The sequence below is a fragment of the Microbulbifer variabilis genome (genome assembly GCF_052468405.1).
In genome coordinates this window covers 1,006,516-1,027,826 of the sequence record NZ_CP174343.1, presented here as the reverse complement: position 1 = coordinate 1,027,826, position 21,311 = coordinate 1,006,516, and the positions used below count along the sequence as shown (strand labels likewise).

Annotated in this window: 22 protein-coding genes; 10 read left to right on the top strand and 12 right to left on the bottom strand. The window is 50.4% G+C overall.

The genetic code is table 11. The features are described from left to right. The first annotated feature begins 131 nt into the window (after positions 1-131). Positions 132-1,118: a GlxA family transcriptional regulator gene (locus tag ACJJJB_RS05045; RefSeq protein ID WP_026305271.1), complete on the top strand. Its 987-nt coding sequence runs from the start codon at positions 132-134 to the stop codon at positions 1,116-1,118. Here the strand turns inward: ACJJJB_RS05045 and ACJJJB_RS05040 are convergent. Then, entirely contained in the window at positions 1,098-1,787 is a 690-nt protein-coding gene (locus ACJJJB_RS05040) for a class I SAM-dependent methyltransferase (protein ID WP_282951054.1), read from the bottom strand. The genes ACJJJB_RS05045 and ACJJJB_RS05040 overlap by 21 nt on opposite strands. Then, entirely contained in the window at positions 1,753-2,229 is a 477-nt protein-coding gene (locus ACJJJB_RS05035; protein WP_020414815.1) for an Hsp20 family protein, read from the bottom strand. The genes ACJJJB_RS05040 and ACJJJB_RS05035 overlap by 35 nt, the downstream gene beginning before the upstream one ends. 148 nt (positions 2,230-2,377) lie before the next feature. On the opposite strand from ACJJJB_RS05035, the gene thpR reads away from it, so the two are divergent. After that, entirely contained in the window at positions 2,378-2,974 is a 597-nt protein-coding gene (gene thpR, locus ACJJJB_RS05030; RefSeq protein ID WP_020414814.1) for an RNA 2',3'-cyclic phosphodiesterase, read from the top strand. A gap of 38 nt (positions 2,975-3,012) precedes the next feature. Here the strand turns inward: thpR and ACJJJB_RS05025 are convergent, their stop codons facing one another. After that, positions 3,013-4,011 carry a hypothetical protein gene (locus ACJJJB_RS05025; RefSeq protein WP_282951056.1) on the bottom strand — a complete coding sequence of 333 codons (999 nt, stop codon included), beginning with the start codon at positions 4,009-4,011 and terminating at the stop codon, positions 3,013-3,015. 481 nt (positions 4,012-4,492) lie between these two features. On the opposite strand from ACJJJB_RS05025, the gene ACJJJB_RS05020 reads away from it, so the two are divergent. Continuing rightward, entirely contained in the window at positions 4,493-4,849 is a 357-nt protein-coding gene (locus tag ACJJJB_RS05020) for an HPF/RaiA family ribosome-associated protein (protein WP_020414812.1), read from the top strand. Positions 4,850-5,005: 156 nt separating this feature from the next. Here ACJJJB_RS05020 and gorA read toward each other — a convergent pair whose 3' ends face one another. Continuing rightward, on the bottom strand, positions 5,006-6,364 hold the full coding sequence (gene gorA, locus ACJJJB_RS05015; protein ID WP_444945310.1) for a glutathione-disulfide reductase: 1,359 nt from the start codon (positions 6,362-6,364) through the stop codon (positions 5,006-5,008). Positions 6,365-6,593: 229 nt separating this feature from the next. Here gorA and ACJJJB_RS05010 point away from each other — a divergent pair, with 229 nt between their 5' ends. Next, complete coding sequence (locus ACJJJB_RS05010) at positions 6,594-7,106, top strand: hypothetical protein (RefSeq protein ID WP_020414810.1); 513 nt, start codon at positions 6,594-6,596, stop codon at positions 7,104-7,106. 105 nt (positions 7,107-7,211) lie between these two features. Here the strand turns inward: ACJJJB_RS05010 and ACJJJB_RS05005 are convergent, their stop codons facing one another. The 4 genes from ACJJJB_RS05005 to ACJJJB_RS04990 all read right to left on the bottom strand — a co-directional run bounded on the left by ACJJJB_RS05005 (position 7,212) and on the right by ACJJJB_RS04990 (position 11,292). Then, positions 7,212-8,354, bottom strand: coding sequence for a TIGR01620 family protein (locus ACJJJB_RS05005; protein ID WP_353375089.1), 1,143 nt, complete (start codon positions 8,352-8,354; stop codon positions 7,212-7,214). Then, the gene (locus tag ACJJJB_RS05000) at positions 8,354-9,823 is read right to left on the bottom strand and encodes a YcjX family protein (protein WP_020414808.1); all 1,470 of its coding nucleotides are present in this window, start codon (positions 9,821-9,823) and stop codon (positions 8,354-8,356) included. Before ACJJJB_RS05000 ends, ACJJJB_RS05005 begins: the two co-directional genes overlap by 1 nt. A gap of 107 nt (positions 9,824-9,930) precedes the next feature. Further along, positions 9,931-10,734, bottom strand: coding sequence for a GIN domain-containing protein (locus ACJJJB_RS04995; RefSeq protein ID WP_282951062.1), 804 nt, complete (start codon positions 10,732-10,734; stop codon positions 9,931-9,933). Positions 10,735-10,869: 135 nt separating this feature from the next. Next, a complete protein-coding gene (locus tag ACJJJB_RS04990; protein ID WP_020414806.1) occupies positions 10,870-11,292 on the bottom strand; it encodes an HIT family protein in 423 nt (140 codons plus the stop codon). Between the two features lie 334 nt (positions 11,293-11,626). Here ACJJJB_RS04990 and ACJJJB_RS04985 point away from each other — a divergent pair, with 334 nt between their 5' ends. The 4 genes from ACJJJB_RS04985 (at position 11,627) to tcdA (ending at position 13,886) form a co-directional block, all read left to right on the top strand. Then, positions 11,627-11,986, top strand: coding sequence for a globin family protein (locus tag ACJJJB_RS04985; RefSeq protein ID WP_020414805.1), 360 nt, complete (start codon positions 11,627-11,629; stop codon positions 11,984-11,986). A gap of 134 nt (positions 11,987-12,120) precedes the next feature. Beyond that, on the top strand, positions 12,121-12,585 hold the full coding sequence (locus ACJJJB_RS04980) for an FKBP-type peptidyl-prolyl cis-trans isomerase (RefSeq protein WP_020414804.1): 465 nt from the start codon (positions 12,121-12,123) through the stop codon (positions 12,583-12,585). A gap of 58 nt (positions 12,586-12,643) precedes the next feature. After that, positions 12,644-13,099 carry a thiol-disulfide oxidoreductase DCC family protein gene (locus ACJJJB_RS04975; protein WP_020414803.1) on the top strand — a complete coding sequence of 152 codons (456 nt, stop codon included), beginning with the start codon at positions 12,644-12,646 and terminating at the stop codon, positions 13,097-13,099. Beyond that, entirely contained in the window at positions 13,086-13,886 is an 801-nt protein-coding gene (gene tcdA, locus ACJJJB_RS04970) for a tRNA cyclic N6-threonylcarbamoyladenosine(37) synthase TcdA (RefSeq protein WP_445365831.1), read from the top strand. The genes ACJJJB_RS04975 and tcdA overlap by 14 nt, the downstream gene beginning before the upstream one ends. Here tcdA and ACJJJB_RS04965 read toward each other — a convergent pair. Then, the gene (locus tag ACJJJB_RS04965; protein WP_353375085.1) at positions 13,883-14,740 is read right to left on the bottom strand and encodes a LytR/AlgR family response regulator transcription factor; all 858 of its coding nucleotides are present in this window, start codon (positions 14,738-14,740) and stop codon (positions 13,883-13,885) included. The genes tcdA and ACJJJB_RS04965 overlap by 4 nt on opposite strands. Before the next feature lie 166 nt (positions 14,741-14,906). Between ACJJJB_RS04965 and ACJJJB_RS04960 the strand changes: the two genes are divergently transcribed. After that, positions 14,907-16,103, top strand: a complete 1,197-nt coding sequence (locus tag ACJJJB_RS04960) for an acyltransferase family protein (protein ID WP_444945314.1) — start codon at positions 14,907-14,909, stop codon at positions 16,101-16,103. A 5-nt stretch (positions 16,104-16,108) separates the two neighbouring features. Here ACJJJB_RS04960 and ACJJJB_RS04955 read toward each other — a convergent pair whose 3' ends face one another. The 3 genes from ACJJJB_RS04955 to ACJJJB_RS04945 form a co-directional block, all read right to left on the bottom strand. Continuing rightward, on the bottom strand, positions 16,109-17,773 hold the full coding sequence (locus ACJJJB_RS04955) for an aminotransferase class V-fold PLP-dependent enzyme (protein WP_445365830.1): 1,665 nt from the start codon (positions 17,771-17,773) through the stop codon (positions 16,109-16,111). Continuing rightward, positions 17,770-18,558, bottom strand: a complete 789-nt coding sequence (locus ACJJJB_RS04950) for a TatD family hydrolase (protein WP_444945316.1) — start codon at positions 18,556-18,558, stop codon at positions 17,770-17,772. Before ACJJJB_RS04950 ends, ACJJJB_RS04955 begins: the two co-directional genes overlap by 4 nt. A gap of 335 nt (positions 18,559-18,893) precedes the next feature. Continuing rightward, complete coding sequence (locus tag ACJJJB_RS04945) at positions 18,894-19,376, bottom strand: hypothetical protein (protein WP_020414797.1); 483 nt, start codon at positions 19,374-19,376, stop codon at positions 18,894-18,896. A gap of 491 nt (positions 19,377-19,867) precedes the next feature. Between ACJJJB_RS04945 and ACJJJB_RS04940 the strand changes: the two genes are divergently transcribed. Continuing rightward, complete coding sequence (locus tag ACJJJB_RS04940; protein ID WP_445365829.1) at positions 19,868-20,992, top strand: M14 family metallopeptidase; 1,125 nt, start codon at positions 19,868-19,870, stop codon at positions 20,990-20,992. The last annotated feature ends 319 nt before the right edge of the window (positions 20,993-21,311 follow it).

Below are 21,311 nucleotides of genomic sequence, written 5' to 3'. Positions count from 1 at the left end.
TCCAGCCAAGCACTAAACACTTAATTTTCGAGTTGGGGAGTGTAGGGGGTGGCGATTCCGCCCAGTTATGGGCATACTGGCCAGCAAAATTGAGTGTTTTGGCCAATGGCGCAAGTGCGCTTGAGTATGCAATGCGAACGGTAACCTTTCTCCTAATTGATCAAATGCTGGCGACCGGCACGGTGCTTCCACTTGAAATGCTGCGTGGAGCCGAGAGCCGTGCCCGGGTGGAGGGAAAAAAAGAATCCCTGCGCCTGATAACTGCCAGCATGGATGGACGTCCAGTCAACACCCGTTGTGGCTTTACTTTCCAGCCCGATGTCGCCTTGAGCGAAGCCCCAGATAGCGATCTCATCTATATTCCCGCTCTATGGCGCAATCCACGCCCTGCACTTAAGCGTAGCGGACCGATCCTGGACTGGCTCAAGAGCCAGGCAGCAGCCGGAGCCGCCATCAATGCAGTGGGTACTGGTGTGTGCTTCTTAGCGGAAGCCGGCCTACTAGACGGCAAGCCCGCCACCACACACTGGCATTACTTTGATCGCTTCAGCTCCGATTACCCCAAAGTTAAGCTGAAACAACAGTATTTTATTACCCAGGCAGATAAGCTTTTTTGTGCCGCAAGCGTCAACGCCCTCGCTGATGTCACCGTGCATATGATCCGTCAACTTTACGGACCTGCAGTCGCAAGCCATGTGGAAAGGAACTTCTCCCACGAAATCCGCAGGCCTTTTGAAGAAATCGCTTATTCAGAGGGCGCGGTGCACTTGCACCCGGATGAAGATATCGTCCAGGCCCAGGCCTGGCTTAAGGAACATTGCAATACAGAAGTGCGCTTGAGTGAAGTAGCGCAAATGTTTGACATGAGTGTACGTTCATTTAACCGGCGATTTAAGCTGGCTACCGGGCAAACACCGCTGCAATATCTGCAGAATGTGCGGGTAGATATGGCTAGGGAACTTTTACAGTCCAGCAACTTATCGGTTAACGAAATCGCAGAAAAAGTTGGCTACCAGGATATGGGGCACTTTACCGCACTATTCAAAAAATTCCTGGCCACAACGCCCAGTGAATATCGCACCACTGTGCGGGCAAAACTATTCAGGGTAAATACCTGATTTGCGCAGGAAAATGACATCGCTATCGGCAAACTGAAGCTCGGCTTTTAATTTTTTAGCCAGCCATTGAAAGGTTTGCACACTGAAAAAGCTGATATGTGTAGGGTCACGGATATAGTGCCAACTGGCAAAGCGCTCTGGTGAAATCACCAACTTTGTCATCAGTGCCATCACTCCACCATCCCGCAACCTCTGCCAAAGGCAGGTCAATTCATCTCCAGGCGACACAAGGTGCTCCACCACTTCCGTCGCAACGATAAAGTCATAAGACTTTTTCAGCGCACCGGTGGTGGGAGCATAATAGCGATCGTATAAATCAACCCTGTGGCCATTATCAGCCAAAATTCTGGCTAGTAGCGGTGCAGGACCACAACCAAAATCCAGACCATCACTTGCCGGTAATAACTCATCCAGCAATGGTGCAGCACAACGACTGAGAAAACGGTGGTAACCCTCATCCTCCATGGAATTCTCATGCAGGTCGTAGTAGGCATGCTCTTCATCTGGGGTAAGATGATATTCGGTGGGCACAAATACTAAGGCGCAGCGATCACACTGGTGATAACTACGAAACTTATCGCGGTAATAAAACTGTACCGCCTTGTGGCGGCACAGTGGGCATACATATGACAAATCAGGCTGCAACTGAATCTGACTTTTTCTCACCATCAGTATGCTGTAATAAATTGCCTTCGCTGATTTCAATTTTGCGAGGTTTCATTGCCTCAGGAATTTCTCGCACCAACTCTATATGCAGCAATCCATTGGCAAGTTTCGCATCCGTAACTTTAACGTGATCCGCGAGCTGGAAACGTCGCTCAAAACTCCTGGCTGCAATACCCCGATGCAGGAAATTTCCTCGGGGAGACTCATCCGGCTTTTTGCCCGATACTGTCAGGCGGTTTTGCTCAACCTGGATATCCAGTTCAGACTGTTCAAAACCTGCAACTGCCATCGAAATTCTATAACTGTCCTCACCAGTCAACTCTATATCGTAGGGAGGATAGGAAGGTTGCTTCTGTTCACTGGTAGTCATGGCATCTAGTAGGCTGGCCATACGGTCAAAACCAATCGCAGAGCGGTACAGGGGGGAAAAATCAAAATTACGCATTGTTATATCCTCAATTCAGAGCAATATTAGAATTCGCTCGCCACAAAGCCCGAGCATTTTTTGCAAAAAACACTTTAAAAAAAGCTGCCTTCCGCACTACAGAGATAAGGGTAACAAATAGTTATTCAAGGGCTTAAAGAGAAAAAACATGTCAAAAGATTCAAAATTGGCCTCAAAAACTTCTTCACGCCTATTTATCGGTATCCGCCCACCAAGCGACACCCAAGTTTTTCTCGATAATCTATGTGCGCGCTGCAAGACGAAAATGCACCCGGAGACACTCAACAGAATACGCTGGACAAGCAGACAGAACAGGCACCTAACACTGGCGTTTCTCGGCCAGACCCCAAGTGAAAAAGTACTGCCACTCCAAAAAGGGTTAGAGGAAATTGCGAAAAACACCGTGAAATTCGAAGGATGTATCAGCTCAATAACCCCCTTCCCACAAAGCAATTCAAAATTACTCGCTACTGAGCTGACGCACAGCCCGGAATTGCTGAAAGCGTATGAGGATTGCAAAAGGCTGATCGAGAACCTAGGCATGAAACCTGAAGAGCTCGACTACCGCCCCCATATAACCTTAGCTCGCTGTCGGAGTGGTTTTTCCAATTTATTGACTGCTGCCCTGGATCATCCCCTTTGGCTCGACAATATCATTCTCTACCAAAGCAACCCTGCCCCGGAAAGCAGTCACTATCAACCACTTTTCGAAACAAGCTTGTCAGGCACAGAAGATATAAGGTAAATCAAAAAAGCCCGCAAATGCGGGCCTTCCTGGGGATATTATTTCAGAGAGTCCAAAACGTATTCGGGATACATCACTAAGCGAGGCCTTGAAAGGCGTCGCGCATCAAATACAAATACATAGCGTGTACCATCATCTTCAGCGGGAATCGTGCGACGGAATTTCCAGGTATTGATTTTATAGGTTTGCCTACCCGATTCTACTGTAGTCACCAACCGGTACTGATTCTTACCCAGGAACTCAAAAGGCACTCTCTCGCTTCCTGAGGGGCGCAATTCCAGATTGCGGAAAGTTTGCTTATTATCTCCATCCTGCTCGCCCAACAAAGACGACAGACGCTCCTGTTCACGCTTAACATAGGCAAGCAATTCAGGGTCTATATCCTGCTTCAATTCCGGTACCGGCTCCGGCTCGGGCGCAACTTCACGCTTCTTGGGTTTCTCTATGGATGCAGTCTTAAGCTTGGGTGGCTTGGGCTGCTCAAGTCTGGCACTCCTAGCCAGAGCAGCTCTTCTCTCCGACTCTTCAGCCTTGGCGAGCATAGTGTCCACCATTTGGCTGATCTTGTCCTGCTGGGCGGAAATCTTGGCCTTAGTCTGAGTTATCGACTGCTGCTCCTGAGCCAGCCTGGTCTGCAACTCATTTTGATTTTCTTGAATAAACTCGAGACGGCGGCTACGGCTATCCACACCGCGCTCCGCCATAGCGAAACCATGTTTTGCCTTGGTTAAACGGCGCTCAGTATCCGAATTCCCATTGGAGTCGTGGATGCGACGCGCCTCTTCCAGCTCGAGGCGACTTTCCTCAAACTCCTTGCGCAGCTCACTCAGGGACTCTTGCGCACGCTCAAGCTTGTACTCATAGGAGAGCAGCTCATTCTCAATGTCTTCTAACTCGACCTGCTTGTTCTCGAGAGACTGCTCAAGACGCGCCAGCCGGTTTTTTTCCACCGTCAGGGATGATTGCGCCTGTGCCACAGCCCCGCCAAAAACTACCAAGCCCGCTAGAAAGAGCGAGCAGTACTGCTTTACCGCCATTGTACAGAACCCATTTCTCGATTTTTTGTCACACGTGAGATAAAAGCGCAGAGCCTAATTTTTGCTCAACCATTCCAAAATTTACTGTGCGCCAGAGCTAATTTTACGCAGGCTCAAGCCCGTGGGCAATGACCTCTCGTCCACATCTCGTACTTAACTGCTCAATAATCCCGCAAAATACATGGACAAAGTCACTCTAAAGATAATTCGTCGAATTTTATGTGACATTTTCCTGCAATAGCGCTTGATTTTTTTTTTAGCGGAAGCATTATGGATAGCAGGGAGATGATCGCTGGACTCAGCGGAAACCCGACCCGGACGTAAAACACCCTTAGCTGTGCTATCAGCAAACTCTCGTTGCGATCCCGGCGGCTCGGTGCTCCAACTGCAGACACGACCCCTCCCACTAGGGCGCCCTACCTTCTTTTAGCAAACCGCATAAGCGGCCTGCATGGTTTCCTTTAACCGGAGGTATTTGCCCATGAAATCTGCGCCTAACGATAACATTGTGTTCCGCGATATCGACAAATCAGCTGCCCTGGCTACTACGGTATCCAAAAAGTTACATAAACTGGAACGTTATTGTGGCGACATCATTCGCAGTCGTGTAGTCCTGGAAGCCCCCCATCAACACAAGAGTAAAGGCCGACAATTTCGAGCCTCTCTGGAGCTTGCCATTAGCGGTAACCCAGTCACCATCAGCAGTGAAAACGAATCTATTCACCGGGCGGTTAATGATACGTTTGCCTCTGCAGAGCGCTGCCTGAAAGAGCGCAGTGAACGCAGAAAGGCCATGCGCCACCAGGCACTTTACGAAGAAGCCGAACTAGAAGAGTAAGGAAAGTATTCGAGGAGATAAAAAGACAGGGCGGCGCAATCGCGCCGCCTTTTTGTTGTTGGAACTGATGCAAGCTTCCGGGAAACACAGATAAATCCTGCTGCCCTCCACAAGCTCCCTAGTCGCTAATGGAAATCATCATCCAGCAAGTAAACCCTAGCTTCCAACCGGCGCTCTCATTGTGACAAACTCTTCAGCAGCCGTTGGATGGATACCAATAGTTTCATCAAAGGTTTTCTTGGTCGCGCCTGCTTTCAAGGCTATCGCCATACCCTGAATAATTTCCCCGGCATCATCTCCTACCATATGCACACCAATTACCTTGTCGGTACTAGAGTCAACAACTAATTTCATCAATGTACGCTCGGTATTACCACTTACCGTGTGGCGCATTGGCCGAAATTCGGATTTGAAAATAGTTACTGAGATGCCTGAATCCCGCGCCTCTTCCTCAGATAAACCTACAGTACCAATATTTGGCTGGCAAAAAACCGCCGTGGGGATATTGTTGTAATCAATTTCTGCCGTGTTTCCTGTACGCCAGTGTTTAACTAGTGCCATAGCCTCCGCCAATGCGACAGGCGTTAGCTGAGGCTCACCGGTAACATCTCCCAGCGCATAAATAGAGTGCACATTTGTGCGGAAATTATCATCCACTGAAATGGTGCCATCCTTATGAAGCACTACTCCTTGCTGCTCCAGGCCAAGCCCTACCGTATTAGCTTTTCGCCCAGTAGCATATAAAACCGTATCTACATTCAGGCTGGAGCCATCTTCATCATGCACAAGCAGGCTGCCATCCTGCAGCTTTTCAATTGCTTTGACCTGATGATTGAATTTCAAATCAATGCCTTTTTTAACTACCTCGTCACGTACAAAATTGCGAATATCCCGATCAAACCCACGAAGAAACAGGTCCCGGCGATAAGAAAGATGGGTATCGGCCCCCAGGCCGGCGAAAATTCCAGCAAACTCTACAGCGATGTAGCCACCGCCAACTACGAGCACGCGTTTCGGAAACGCCTCCATAGAAAACACTTCGTTGGAAGTCAGCACAAATTCCCTACCGGGAATTTCTGGGATAAATGGCCAGCCACCAGTGGCCACCAAGATACGCTCCGCCGTATAATCACGCCCATCAACGACAACACGATGCGGGTCGGCGATGCTGGCTCGACCATCAATTACAGTAACACCGGAATTGTTTAGCAGGTTGCGATAGATTCCGTTAAGCCGACTAATTTCTTTTGCGTTATTGTCTCGAAGCGTAGGCCAATCAAAGTTCGCTCCTGAATTTTTCCAGCCATAGGCCCGCGCATCATCAAAGTTTTCACTGTAGCCACTGGCATAGACAAACAACTTTTTGGGAACACACCCTACATTGACACAGGTGCCACCCATGTAGCGGTCTTCAGCCACAGCAACTTTCATGCCCTGACTTGCAGCCATGCGTGCAGCACGCACACCGCCAGAGCCCGCCCCGATAACAAAAAGATCAAACTCATATTCAGCCAAAACAAACCTCTACTTCACTTAATTTTTCAACAAAGAGCCGAAGGAAATTTACCATCTGACAAACCATTTGGAACAAAGCTGTCACTCCTCACTTAATAATCGTTGACACTTTTTGGCGCTTTAGATATTCATGTGAAGACTGTCACAAAAAATACTCCGCCGGACAAAGTCGTAAACCAATAATGCGTGTTAGGCGGATAGAATAACCGTCACAAAAAAAGAGCAACGCATGGGCAAGAATATGAACTCTCCTATCTCAGTATTTCTACGGGCCACCGGGCTCCTATGCCTGCTATTTACCAGCACTCAGAGCATCGCAAATACCCATCCATCCTACCTCACCGAAAAGTACTGCAGCAGCTTGGTGGAACAGTTCGTCGATTCAGGCATGCGCAGTCTCGACAAGTATATCAATGAGCACTTCAACCCCGAATACAAAGGGGGCATCCGCAATACCATACGCTTTCTGGAACAGCGCCTCGAGTGGTTGAATGAGTGCAATAATTACCTCAAAGACACTGCACAAACCTATGTTTTTCACAGCGAAGATGACACACAAAGCATCTTTAGCGCGATCACTGAATTAACCCGTGAATTGCAACACGTTCGCTCTGGAGTTGAATATCGGGACGATGCGGGAAATAACAACCCTGCCCCTTATGTTAAGCGTCGTTTTGAAGCCCTGGCCCAACTGGTAGACCGGCACCACACCCGCATGCTGATGAAGAAGCAGTTCCAGTAAAAAATCCAAGAAAGCTCTGCCTCTTACAGAGGGGCCTGATTACCCAGCTCAGGCCCTTCCCCATACCATATTTGGGCTGGGCGATTTTTAGAAAAAATGGAGGAGCTAATCACCGCTAGAACGGGAAAACCCTGTATGCTCTTTGCGCGTAGGCCCCGCTTCCTTACGGCCAAATCCTACAGCAGAGAAGAGCTGGGGCATCCTCTCCTTCAGTCCCAGCCCAATGCGTGCCATTACGGAGCCCAGGCGTGGACGACGCTTGTCCGCAAATGGGATAGGCCGACAGCTCTGCATGGTTGCCAGACCAATACGTGCAACAAACAGACTGGCTCCAACCCCCTGTCCCAGGCGCGCCGAAAACGTGCTGAGCACGCTATCCCCAACCAGCTCTGGCCAAATTTCTGTTATGGCATATTCACTGGCACCACTGTAGGCCACAAGGGCGAGTACCTTCTTGAAGAGACGCCAACGCACGACGAGCGATGGACGCACCCCATAAATTTGTGCCACATCATCAATCATACGAAGTGACTGGCGCAGCGCGACCAGGATGTCAATACTAGCAAACGGACTCAACCCCACCAGTGCACCGGTTGTTGTTGAGTGGCGCACTACACGTCGCAACGCTTCCTGGTCAAGGGCGTCTAGAAAGGTCACTTCGAGATGCTGGAGCAGCTCACTGCTATCAAAGTAGTCCGGCGCCTCATCAAGCACACGATTGAGCAGGACCCCTTGGGGCTTGTTGGCAAAGTGCTCCTGCAACTGCTTACGAAATGGCTCCGCCTCTTTGTGACTGCGACAATCACGCATCTCCGCAGCCATCGACTGGGTTTTTTCAAGCTTTCGCAGAGGACGACCAGCGCGAAAGAACTCCCACACAGAGTTGACAATGACGGCTGCAAATATCGCAATAACCACGCCTGCAAGGGCTCCCAGGCTCCAGTGTTTATCCGCCGCCCAGGTATATAATTGTCGCAACTCCCACGCCAGCACCCCCACCGTAAGCGCAAGCGCCGAAAGAAGTGCAGGTTTCAACCACTTGAGCCGGAAAACTGGCAGGCGCAACTCTGAAAATGCAATACGATCCGGTAGAGACTCTCCAGTTGTGATGGATCTGGGAATATCCCCCCGTTCCTCTTGTAAGGCTTCAACCCGCGTCGTATCCCTGTGTGGCACCTCTCTTTCAGGTTCCTGTAATGACTCTATACGTGTGGTTCGCCGCTGTGTCTCATTATTGTCACCTTGCATCAAACTTTATCTCCAAGCAGCAAATTCAGTAGCGCATCGACACGGATATGGGGAATAGTACCGGAATCCATTCCCTGGGGAGGGCGCAGCTGTGGAGGTGCTGCACCGGTGTAGTGGCTCCAGCCGTCCTCCTCGCTTGGAAGACGTGAGAAAATCTCTGCATTCTCAAACCCCAAATAACGCCCCTTGAGATCGTGGCCCACGAGCATGCGCCGACCATTGCGCTGATCTTCCCGAGAACAGCGCACCGCTGCAATTGCCTCACTAAAAATGGGAAGACCACGATGTCTAGCACCGGTAAATGTCTGCTGCAATTGCTGCCCGAGTAACTGGCGGAGCGCATCATGATCTGCCGCCAGAACCTGGTCCACTTTGGTCGCAGCAAATAGAAGCCGGTTAACTTTTGGGCGCCAAAGTTTACTCAGTAAGCCGGACTCACCGTAGCGGAAAGTATCTGCGATATGAGTGAAAGCCAGGCGCATATCATCGAGGGCCTGCTCTCCGGCAAACAATGTGCCAATCATATCCACTAACACCAACTGCCTATCCAGATGGCGAAAATGGCTCTCAACGAAGGGGGTTACCTGTCCCTGAACATAGGCCTCATAGCGGCGTCGCAATACCTGGTAGTTACTGTCATCCGGCATCGCCGCCAACTCATCGGCACTTAACTCACGTAAATCGAGTAACGGCAGTACCCCATAATCCTCACTATCGAGAAGGGCTCGCCCAGGTTGCAGGTAACTGAGCTTCCGTTCTTTCCTACAATCCTGAAGGAATCGCCTGTAATCCTCCCAGAGTGACGCAAGCTCACTTTCCCTGGCCTGAGATCGAGGTGACAGAGCAGCTAAGCGTGTTACGAGTTCGGGAGCCAGACCAGCCCTGGTGTCAGAGCCGATGATATGCGCCTGATGACGACACCATTCACGATAATCCATCCGCAGCAGGGGCAGGTCCATTAACCACTCCCCCGGGTAGTCGCGCAATTCCAGAACCAGGGTTTTATAACCCCTGCCCCGAAAGCGCCGGTGGCTACGCAAGTGAATATGGAGCTCCATAGCCGAAACATCGTGCGTGCTCTGCGGCCAGCGAGGTGGCTCTGACATCAGTGCATCGAGGCAACTTTGATAGTCAAATACCGGAAGGCCCGAATCGAGGGCTGGCTTCAATTCGGCACCGAGCAGATCACCATTTAACGCCGGGGCAAATCCGGGTAACTGGGCTTTTTGCGGATGACTCAGTTGATAGATCAAACTGGTAAGGAGTGTCGACTTACCCGCGCCGCTGAGCCCTGTCACCCCAATACATACACGGCGATCCAACAGCCGCTCTGCTGCCCAGTGGGACTTCTCCTGGGCTCCTCGCCCCCAGTTGCGCAACTTTTCCTTAAAGCGTTTAGCACGACTGCTGTTTTGATCTATGTCGCTGTCCGGGCCTTGCTGCCGAGGCTCTACTACCTGGGGTTCCATATGGGAAGTGACTTCCTAAATAACGAGCGAAACCGGCACAAAGCCGGTCTCGTATGGGAGGCGCAATGCTGAATAGGCAATACGCATATGGCTATAAGCAACCGGGATCAGTCGACCAGGGCGACATCTCCAGAGCCCATCACCGAGAAAGAATCCCGTTGTGGACGTTTTAAGACAATGTCTCCGGACCCCATCACCGAACCAGAGGCACTATCAGCGCGCAGACCGCGTCCAGCAAAGTCCCCAGAACCCATAATGTTGATATTGACGCTGGCGACTCGACCACCAACCTTCATGTCCCCAGAGCCCTTGATAGCCGCGGAGAGGCTTTCCCCGGTAATACTGCGAAAATGTAGGTCACCGGAACCGGTGATAGCCACCTCTCCATTCACTGCCAGCGCCTTGTCTACCAGCAGATCACCAGAACCCGTTACGTATGCATTTAGGGTCTCTGCGGCAGCCTTTTTAACATAAATCGCACCAGATCCACTGACTCCGAGATCCAGGTTTTCACTTTCAATGCTGTCGGCATTAGCATCTCCAGACCCTGTGACCAAAAGTCCCTCGATCTTCGGCATCTTCACAGTAAAGTGCACTTCCTGATCGCGAGTGATAGTAACCACACCAAACCAACGCTGGGTGTTGTCTTCCACCGACAGCTCAAGCGTATCGCCTTTTACCACCACCTTGGTGTAGGGCATCGCTTCAGCCGGCCCCGTTGCACTCACTGCAAATTGGTCTGCCTGAATCACCTCAACATGGGAGCTCCCCTTTAGGGACACCCGGGTAAAGTCACTGACGTCGAAGGTCTTGCTTTCCATTTTCTCAGCCTGAACGGAGGTGCTGTAGACAGAGCACACAGCCAGCAGAGCGAGTATTGGGGCCAAAAAAGCTTTTTTCAAAGTTGCCATTGCAGGTTTCTCGTAATTATCACCGTTACGTTCTACTAGACTACCTGAGAAGCTGGTTTGGATGCACCGCCTTCAAATAACTTTCACCAGGAAGAAAGCAGACCATTCAGTCAGTAGTTGTTTATCAACTTCCCATCAAGCGCAATCAGCCTCATTGCAACCCATTTCTTTCAGAGCCGTACGGATTTTTTCAGCTTCAATTGCCAACTGTTCAGGCGTAGCAGATTTTTGCAAGGAAAAATCAAAGTCCGTTAATTCATTCACAGGAATTAAATGTAAATGGGTGTGGGGAACTTCCAGCCCAGCAATCATCACACCTACACGCTTTGGTGAATAAGTCGCCTTTAGGCCTTTGGCGACTTTTTGTGCAACAAGCATTAAATGCGCCGCAAGATCAGCAGGAATATCATCCCAGTGATTAATTTCCTCTACCGGAATTACCAAACAGTGTCCCGGGTTAATTGGGGCAATTGTCATAATCGCAATCGCTTTATCATCGCGCCAGATAAAATGCCCAGGTAAATCCCCATTTATAATTTGAGTAAAAATACTTGCCATAAATCATCCTTTTCAGTTGCTTTTTTTGTACTTGGGTCAATCGTGCAGTCTAACACCGAGAGATAAAAACACAGCGTCGCGCGTAAAAAAACACTAACACAAATCGCGATTTTTTATTTGGCGTTCATAAAAGCAAGCGTACAACAACCTGTCGAACAGAATGACAATTTTCTTAAAGCAAGTTGGCAGTACAGGCGGATATGTCTTAGGCTGCTCACCAATTAATGTTGTACCGTCATTGAGCCAACGCACTTTGTGCACTATCGCCATCACAATATTTTCGGCTCTGCGGAATTTTTTATTTAAATACCTACTGCTCACCGGGGGGAGAGATATGGACAGCCTGTTAGATCAGGTCGGTGGTGCTAAATTTGTAAATCGCACAGTCAGTGAATTCTACGAGGCCATAGGCCGCCACCTATCAAATTACGAAACTTGCGATCACCGTAAGCAACAGAGCCGCCAGGCTCAATTCCTCAACCACGCACTTTCAGAGCAGCCCGAACCGGACCGCAGTAGTCGGGCCAGCTTCCTTGCTCGGGGCCTGAATCCAGCTTTGTTCGATGCTCTACTTGAGTACCTTGCGGAACGCCTGGTTGAACTGGGGTTCCCTTGGCAATTAAGTGAAAATCTCGTTCGGACCGCGAGCAGCCTCTACGGTGGCTGCGAACAAGACCTTTCCATCGCCTGTTGATTTTTTGAGCGCTCCGCGTATGTTGCGGCGCGCCCAACCTCTCAATACAATTGATGCCTCACAGCCTTTACCTTCCGTTTTCCAGCGCAGCGGTAAGCGCTACTTCACTTACGCTTCTAAATCAGAGATTATCCATGAAGATTGCCAACCACACAGTTGTGGAAATTCACTACACCCTGAAAGATGCAGACGGTACAGTCATCGACTCTTCTGCCAATGGCGAGCCGCTAAAGTACCTGCAGGGAGTCGGCAATATTATTCCAGGTCTCGAGCGGGAAATGCTGGAAAAAGCACCTGGAGACAAGTTCACAGCCGTTATTGCCCCTGAGGATGGATACGGCCAGCAAAACCCTGAACTGATCCAAACAATGCCACGCAGTGCATTCGGTGGAGTTGAAGACCTGGAAGTGGGTATGGCATTCCGCGCTGAGAGCACTGACGGCCACCCCATCGAAGTGGAAATCATTGATATCGACGGAGACGAGGTGACAATTAACGGCAACCACCCACTGGCTGGCGTTGAACTGCACTTCGACATCGAAGTGGTTTCCGTGCGCGAAGCCTCTGCAGAAGAAATTGACCACGGCCACGTGCATTAATCTATCTGCCGGGCGGTACTGGAGCCAGCTTTATCCTTTGGGCCGCCCTTCCTTAGTTATGCTCCCCCCCACTCCCAAAAAGATCGTTATCTTCGACAGCATCTGCAACCTCTGTAACGGCTGGAGCCGCCTGCTGCTGAAGTATGACAAGGAACACTATTTCACCCTCTGTCGAGCGCAGTCAGCCGCAGGACAGTATCTTCTCCAGAAACTGGGAATGCCTCTGCAGGACTTTGAAACAATGGTTTTGCTGGAGCGCGAAAATGGCTCATTCCGCCAATATCATAAGAGTGATGCTGCCCTGCGTATCGCAGCCTCCCTTACCGGCTACTGGCGTTTAATTGCCCTTTTGCGATACATTCCACGTCCCGCACGCGATCTCCTGTATGACCTGATCGCCCGTAACCGGTATCGCTGGTTTGGCCGACGTAACAGTTGCCTGCTGCCAAGAGCTGCAGACGAGCATCGCTTTCTGGAAGAAGTATCGGAAGAGAACCCCAATGAGCCAGTCTGAACAATACCTTCAACGCTTTGGCGGTATCGGCCGCTTATACGGCAATCGCGCTTTGGAAGCATTGAGCAGCGCTCATATGTTGGTCATCGGCATTGGCGGCGTAGGCAGTTGGACTGCAGAAGCTCTGGCCCGCAGTGGAGTCGGATCCCTAACCCTTATCGACCTGGACGATATCTGTATTACTAACACTAACCGCCAAAGCCACGCGCTGGCTACCACCATTGGCAACATGAAAATTGAAGTAATGGCGGAACGCCTGCGGCAGATCAATCCCGAAATTCAGGTCAATTCCATTGAGGACTTTATCGCCACAGATAACCTGGCCGAGTTAATCGATCCAGGTAAAATGCCCATCGATATTGTTGTCGATGCTATCGATAACGCCCGGGTAAAAGCCGCTCTGATAGCCTACTGCAAAGCGCGAAAACTGCGCCTGATCACCGTAGGCTCCGCCGGAGGCAAATGCTCACCCCAGGCTATTGGATGCACTGATCTCGGGCGAACTATCAATGACCCTATGTTGGCCAAGGTACGCCAGCACCTGTATCGATTCCATAACTTCCAGAAAAGCCGCAAGCGCCTGTTTGGCATTGATGCTATCTATTCAAGTGAAGCAATGGTCTACCCAAAGCCTGATGGCCAGGTTTGCCAGCAGAAGAGCGCTATGCAGGATGGGGTTAAGCTGGATTGCAGTGGCGGCTTTGGCGCCGCCACTATGGTCACGGGTACCTTTGGTTTTATCGCTGCCAGTAAAGCGATTGAGCGACTCCTTCAATCGAAAAGTTAAGCCGTCACCAATTGGGCTCTAAGGCGATCGCGATAACGTCGACTCACAGGCACCTGTTGTCCATTTGACAATCGAATGCGCGCATCGCCACTGTCCAGGGTCTCAATTTCAGCGATAGAGTCCAGACGCACAATATAAGAGCGATGTACGCGCACAAATGAATCTGGATCCAGGCGCTCTTGCAACTTTGCCATGGTGCCCCGTAAAGGGTAAATCCTGTTTTCCAGATGCAGATTAACGTAGTTTCCAGCGGCTTCTACCCACTCGATATCCCGCACATTGACTAAAAATTCCTTGCCCAGCTTTTTCACAAGAAGCCGCTCGGGGCGCTCAATCAGATCTACTGACTCCCCATCATCCGGCTGCTCTAACATGCATACCTCTCCCTGCAAACGAAGTAGCAGGAAGCGATACAAATAAACTGAACCTAGTAGAAAGCCGTATGTACGGAAATCTTTGAGGTATTCATAGAAAAACTCTACAGGCCAATTGCCAAAGTCATAAGAGCCACCCTCCAGGCGATAGATCCCGGTGCGCAATACCACCATACCAACAACATGTAGCAATGACCACGGCAGGGTAAACAGCAAATGGATCAACAGGTTGCGCCGGATCTTTCCCTTCTGCAGGGGGAATCGGCGATCCCATGCCAATAACAAGGGAAGCAACATGGCTATCACCAGGATACTGGTGCCCTCCCAAACCAGGAACTCCCAGGGCTTGAAGCCTGACTCTCCACCATGATGTTCGAGATATTCCACCGCAAACTGCACCAGCCACAGCACGAGAAAAAACAGTGCCCAGAATCCCACTTCATGTAACCGTCTGCGCGCCAGGTACATCTGCACCGTCATTTAATTCAGCCCTGTATGAATTTTCAGCGGCAGTCTATCCGCTATTTATCCCTAAAAGCCACCACTGGTACCCAAACAGGGACCAATCGACCCTTTGTAGTGGCGTGCGACGTGTTGAAGAGGGAAGCATAGTGACTACTCGAACCATGCCCATAAGAAGGAAAAAATGGAAAACAACTCTCGTCGTCGCTACGATATCGATGCCCTACGCGTAATAGCATTTGGCCTGCTGATCTTATATCACCTGGGAATGGCTTATGTCGCCGAGTGGAGCTGGCATGTAAAAAGTGCCAATCAAAGTGAGACTCTACAGCTCATCATGCTGGCGGTGAATCAGTGGCGCATGCCGCTACTATTCCTGATCTCCGGTGCGGCGACTCACTTTCTGTTTAACAAGTTGGGGAGTACCGGCTTCCTGCTGCGCAGATTGAAGCAGCTATTGATTCCCCTACTGTTTGGCATTCTCGTTATAGTGCCACCACAAGCCTATTATGAAGCGCTCAGCAATGGCGTGATAGAGCCCGGCTACCTGAGTTTCCTTTGGCGCTACTTCTCCTTTCAACCTTGGCCTGCCGATAGCTTTGCTGGCAGCCATGTTGGTTTCACCTGGAATCACCTTTGGTACCTGCCCTACCTGCTCTGCTACACCTTAGCCATTATCCCTGTTGCCCATTACCTGCGAAACAAGCAATCACTGTTGAAACATTGGATATCTGGCATCAAATCCTGGCACCTAGTATTGTTGCCGCTCCTTCCACTGACCCTGTATGGCCTCTTTCTCTTCCCACACTTCGGCGGTATTAACTACGCAGTAGTAGGCGACTGGTACACCCATGCCCAGTTCTTTACATTCTTCTTTATTGGCTACCTGCTTGTGAGTAGCCAGGCACCCTGGCAACTGTTGACACGTCTGCGTATTTTCCTTCTGTTTGCTGCGCCGGCTTGCTTCGGCCTGTTCCTGCTTTTTACTCGGACAATAGAGGAAAATTCATTTCCAGGTCAGTCACTTATCAACCTGATAATTATCTATACCAACCGCTGGCTTTGGCTGCTGCTAGTACTGGCTTGGGGGAATCACTACCTCAATCGACCTTTCTCCTGGTTACCCTATGCAACAGAAGCAGTCTACCCCTGGTACATATTGCACCAGACAATAACCGTAACGGCGATCTTTAAATTGAGGAGTTTGTCTTTAGGGCCAATAGTTGAGCCCCTACTTGTATTGGCAATCACAATTGTCGGGTGCCTGGCTATCCACGAGTTGCTCATTAGGCGGATACCTCTGCTGCGCTTATTGTTTGGCCTTAAGCCCCTGGTATCGAAAGGGGCAGCGGGCAAAAATCCTTTGCCTCAGGGTAGCTAAACCCATTAAACCTCAGCAGTACCGTCTTCTATCTGGTGCAAAGCACGGCGCAACAAGGCGTAGAAGCCATTAGTGCGCGATTGACTGAGGTGTTTACTAAGCCCCAACTCCTTAAAGAGCTGGGGCAGATCAAGCGCCCTAATTTCCTCCAGGGTACGCCCATCAATTTGGGAAAGAAGTAGGGCCCCAAGCCCTTTCACCACACGGCTATCACTATCAAGACCAAAATAATGGCGCCCCTCCCTCTCCTTGTGTACCAGCCAAGCCTCTGACTCACAGCCGCGTACCAGATTTTCCGGGTTGCGGATCTCAGGTTTCGCACTCACGACTTTGCTCCATAGTAAAAGTTCGCGGTAGCGCCCCTGCCAATTACGCTGGGATGTCAAGCGCTCCAACAATAACGTGGAAAAGTCATCCAGGTCCCAACTGTTACTCTCATCTTCCAGCCCCGAGGCGGACAGCTGCTGCACTTCACAGTAATCCTCAAGTGCTTGTAAAAAATCCCTAATATCACTATCTGTGTTATACGCCGCAACGGAAGCACGCACTGTCACCAGGTTACCACTAGCTCGCCCGAGTAGTTGCGCACAATGATGCCCCACACGCACGGCAATATCCCGCTCATCCAGCCAATGCATTAAATCAGCTGCACTGCCATACACTGGCACAAAAGCAACAATTCCCAGGTTGTGGTGCACCTGGCTAATCAGACGGAAGGTTGGCGAAGCCCTCAACTCGCGATGAAGCCAGCGTACAAGCTTCTGCTCATGCTCCTCCATCGCCCGGCGATCCTGTTGGGCGAGAAAGTCGATCGCAGCACCAAGACCGGCAAGCGCAGCCAGTGGCGATGTCCCCGCTTCAAACTTATGCGGCAAGCCGGCATAGCGACTGGTATGCAGTTCCACTTCTGAGATCATTTCACCCCCCCCCAGCCATGGGGGCATAGACTCCAAGACAGCCTCCCTTCCATAAAGGAAACCTACTCCGCTCGGCCCATAAAATTTATGGGCTGAACAAACAAAAAAATCACAGCCAATTTTCTGCACATCTATTTGTTCGTGGGCCGCCAACTGTGCACCGTCAACGATCCACATAATGTGTCTACGCCGCAACAATTGGCGGATCACTTCCAAGTCGGGTCGCAGGCCAATAGAGTTCGAGCCACCGGTCAGGGAAACCACCCGGGTGCGTTCGCTCAGCACTTCACCCAAACGGTCAAATTGTGGGATACCAGCAGTATGGGGGACAAAGCGCAAAGTCAGATGATACCGTTCCGCTGCCATTTGCCAGGGAACAATGTTGGCATGGTGCTCAGCAGTGGAAATAACAATTTCATCTCCAGGCTCCATGTCACTACAAAGACAGTGGGCAAGAAGGTTCAAGGCTTCAGTGGCGCCGCGACAAAATACAATTTCTCTCTCGCTGGCGGCATTCACAAACTGCGCAGCCTTCTTACGAACCTGCTCCACCATTTCAGTGGACTTCCGAGCTAGACGGTGGCTAGACCTATGAGTATTAGCACTGCTATGGATATAGTAATCACGCACGGCATTAATTACGGGCATCGGCTTTTGGGTTGTGGCCGCATTATCCAGATAAACCAGCCCAGCATTTTCTTCCTGGGCAAAAAGCGGGAACTGCTGCTTAAAGTGTTCTGCAGAAAAACTCATAAGGAAAATAAAATCTCAGTATTGTTTTGTGTCTTATCCGCAATGTCCTGCAGGGAGACACCGCGTAACTTAGCCAGCTCTGCGGCTATTAACGGCAGGTTTTCCGGACTGTTGCGCAACCCCTGCCTGCCCGAAATAGGCATGTCTGGCGCATCGGATTCAAGTACCAGGCTCTCAATGGGCAGCTGCGACACAGTTCGGCGGGTTTTCGCCGCGCGCGCATAAGTAATAGTGCCACCGATGCCCAAATAAAAACCCATTTTCCAGTAATCCATAGCCATCTGCTCACTGCCACTAAATGCATGGATCACACCTCCTCGGGGCAGGCGGAACTGTTTCAAGAGCTTCAGCACCTCATTGTGTGTCCGATGCACGTGCAATATCAGCGGTAATTCCAATTCACTGGCGACTTCCAGCTGTACTCTAAATACTGCTTCCTGAATTTCAATAGGCGTCTCAATAGCTGCATCAAGGCCACACTCTCCAACGGCAACACAATGATTCGAATTAAGGTAATCAGAAAGTGCCCGACCAAGCGCTTCAGGTTGAATCAGGCTCCCATCGGGGTTTGATTCTTTTGCTACCCACCATGGATGAATACCCGCAGCCCCGTACCATCCCGACTGGCTACCGGTCAAAGCTGTAAGTGGATGCCACTGTGCTCGGCAAACTCCCGGAATAATCAGGCGAGTTACTCCTGAATTAATACATCGCTGCCAGACTTGAGCGCGATCTGGTTGAAAGGCATCAAAATCAAAGTGGCAGTGGCTATCGATAAATTTCACGAGTGTATTCCCGGCTTTGTCTGCATCTTAGCATGGAGCCCTCCACTCGCCTCGAATGCCCTTTCCAGAGGAAAGCCCTCGATAACTGCGAGTTAGGAAAGAGAAAAAACCGGAAAAAGCCCTGTGAATGCCACCCTGGCATCTAGCACGAACCAAAAACTGTTTATTAAAGTTTGGTTGCTTGGGGACTGTCGTCTGCGGCTTGCTGGAACCCCTTTACTCTCAGTCCGGGCTCGGCTAAGTATCTGGAGAAAGAGCAGAGGCGACATTGAGAGCTACCATTACACAGCTGGCAGCTCATCAATATCAAAAATATGATATGACAGCAGTGGGAGTTAGCGTGACGCAGTCTGGGTTGACGTCGCTGCCCGTAAGGCTGCCGAATCCTCCAGCCAGAGAATTTCACCACTATCAACTTGGCTTCCAGTGACATCCGACAAGGTTTCACTCAAGCGCTGCAGGTTCTCATGCTCTAAAGCGGAGGTTTCAACCGGTACCTCCAGCCAAGCCTGTCCCTTTTCATCGACAACCTGACGCACCTCACCTTGCTCAACACTACTGACGTGCCGATCAACGACTGAACTCCTACCTGGCGGCAGGTAAATGGTACCGTTGGTAAAATCCACTGCAAAGGCCACAACCCCTGGAATAATACCAAAAAGCAGCGCTGCACCATCCAGTATTACTACAGCCGGATCAACACGCCCACCGGCCTGCCCCTTGCGCTCCGGATACAGAAAGTAACCACATGCGCTGAGGTTCATTAACATTGTCAACAAGCCGCTGAACACAATGCCACGTTTGATATTTCTATTCATGGCTTACCTCATTTATCTAATTGAATAATATTTCTGTAAGGTCATGGGCCCTCAAATTGAAGCTTGCCAACCCAACACGCTCTTAACGGGGCTATCGCCCCATTCAGCATGGACAGAAGATAACCAAATTTACGCCGATCTGCACCAAGGTACAACACTTGATCACCGAGACTGCCTAAACTTTAACCAGCACTAGCTGCGGTATGTCATGGAGAAGTATACGATTTCTGACAGTGTGGAGTGACGCACTTGTGATCAGGCCGGGCAGTGAGCAGTCGCCAGGGGTCCGACACCGGAAATTTCAGGGAGCAGTAGTCGTAGCAGGTGCCGCCAGGGATTGGCTAAAGCACGGTATCGAATTCGATACCGTGCTTTTTTATTATTGGCAGCGCGAAATCGCACCATAAAGTGGCGATATTCCCTTTCCTATTCCTGAAATATTCCCCATACCGCTGTATCCTGCGCCCAACAACAAGCGTGGAGCTCTCTAAATGTATATAACCAGTGCTTTTGACAGCGGCAATATCGAAGTCATCAATACTGATAGCAGCCCAATAGAACTGGCCATCCGCCAGGACAATAATTCTGATTTTTACCAGTGGTTCCACTTTCGCCTCGAAGGCGAAGTTGGGGCCAGCTACCCCTTGCGCATCGTCAATGCGGGCAAATCAGCATATCCGGAAGGCTGGGAGAACTATCGAGTATGTGCCTCATACGATAGACAAAACTGGTTCCGAGTCGGCGCCAACTATGACGGTAACACCCTCGATTTTACAGTTACCCTGGATGAACCAAGCATTTATATCGCCTATTTCGCCCCCTACTCCTGGGAGCGGCATCTGGACTTGCTGGCGTGGGCGCAGAGCAACGATCGGGTGAAAGTGCAAACCCTCGGTAAGACCCTCGACGAGCGCGACATGACCATGCTCACTATCGGAGATGCTGATACTGCCAAGCACCGGGTATGGATGATTGCTCGTCAGCACCCCGGAGAAACTATGGCCGAGTGGTTTGTAGAGGGCTTCCTTGAAGCATTGCTGGATGATGCCAACCCACAGGCCCACAAGCTGCTCGCTGACACCGTTTTCTATGTGGTCCCCAATATGAACCCCGATGGCAGTGTCCGAGGACATTTGCGCACCAATGCCGCTGGTGCCAACCTGAATCGCGAGTGGCTTAACCCAACGATGGAACGGAGTCCTGAAGTATTCCTGGTGCGAGAAAAAATGCTGGAAATTGGTGGGGATATTTTCTTAGATATTCATGGCGATGAAGCGCTTCCCTACAATTTTGTTGCAGCTTGTGAGGGTATTCCCGGCTACGATGAACGCCATGCGAAACTGGAGGAGACCTTCAAACAGGCCTATGAGGCCCTAAGCCCTGACTTCCAAACTGAGCATGGTTATGAGCTGGACAAGCCTGGCGAAGCCAACCTCACTATTGGCACCGCCTGGGCCGGCCACCAATTCCGCACCCTGGCACTAACTCTGGAAATGCCCTTTAAAGACAACGACAACCTCCCCGATCCCATAGAAGGCTGGTCACCAGCCCGCAGCCAACAGCTGGCCCGCGATATCCTGTACCCGATACGTGAAGTACTAAAAACCCTGAAGTAAAACCAGGTCACAAATGGCCCCGGCCGATACGGCCGGGAACCCACTTTCAAGGAAGCAAAACTCACTGCCTGGATATTAGTTTAGAGACATGGAGAAGAGTGGGCGCTATAGTTTTCGGCTTAATAAAAGACATTTCTTATTACATTAATTATTCAATGAATACAAACAAATCTACCCGCTCCAGGTAGGCTTTACGTACTGGATACAGCTTACTCATGTTGGCGTAATAGTGAAGGCAACCTCTACGATTATTCACTTAGAACAAATATCAAAACACATTTACAATTAACTTCAATAGCATTCACTACGATGCACAAAC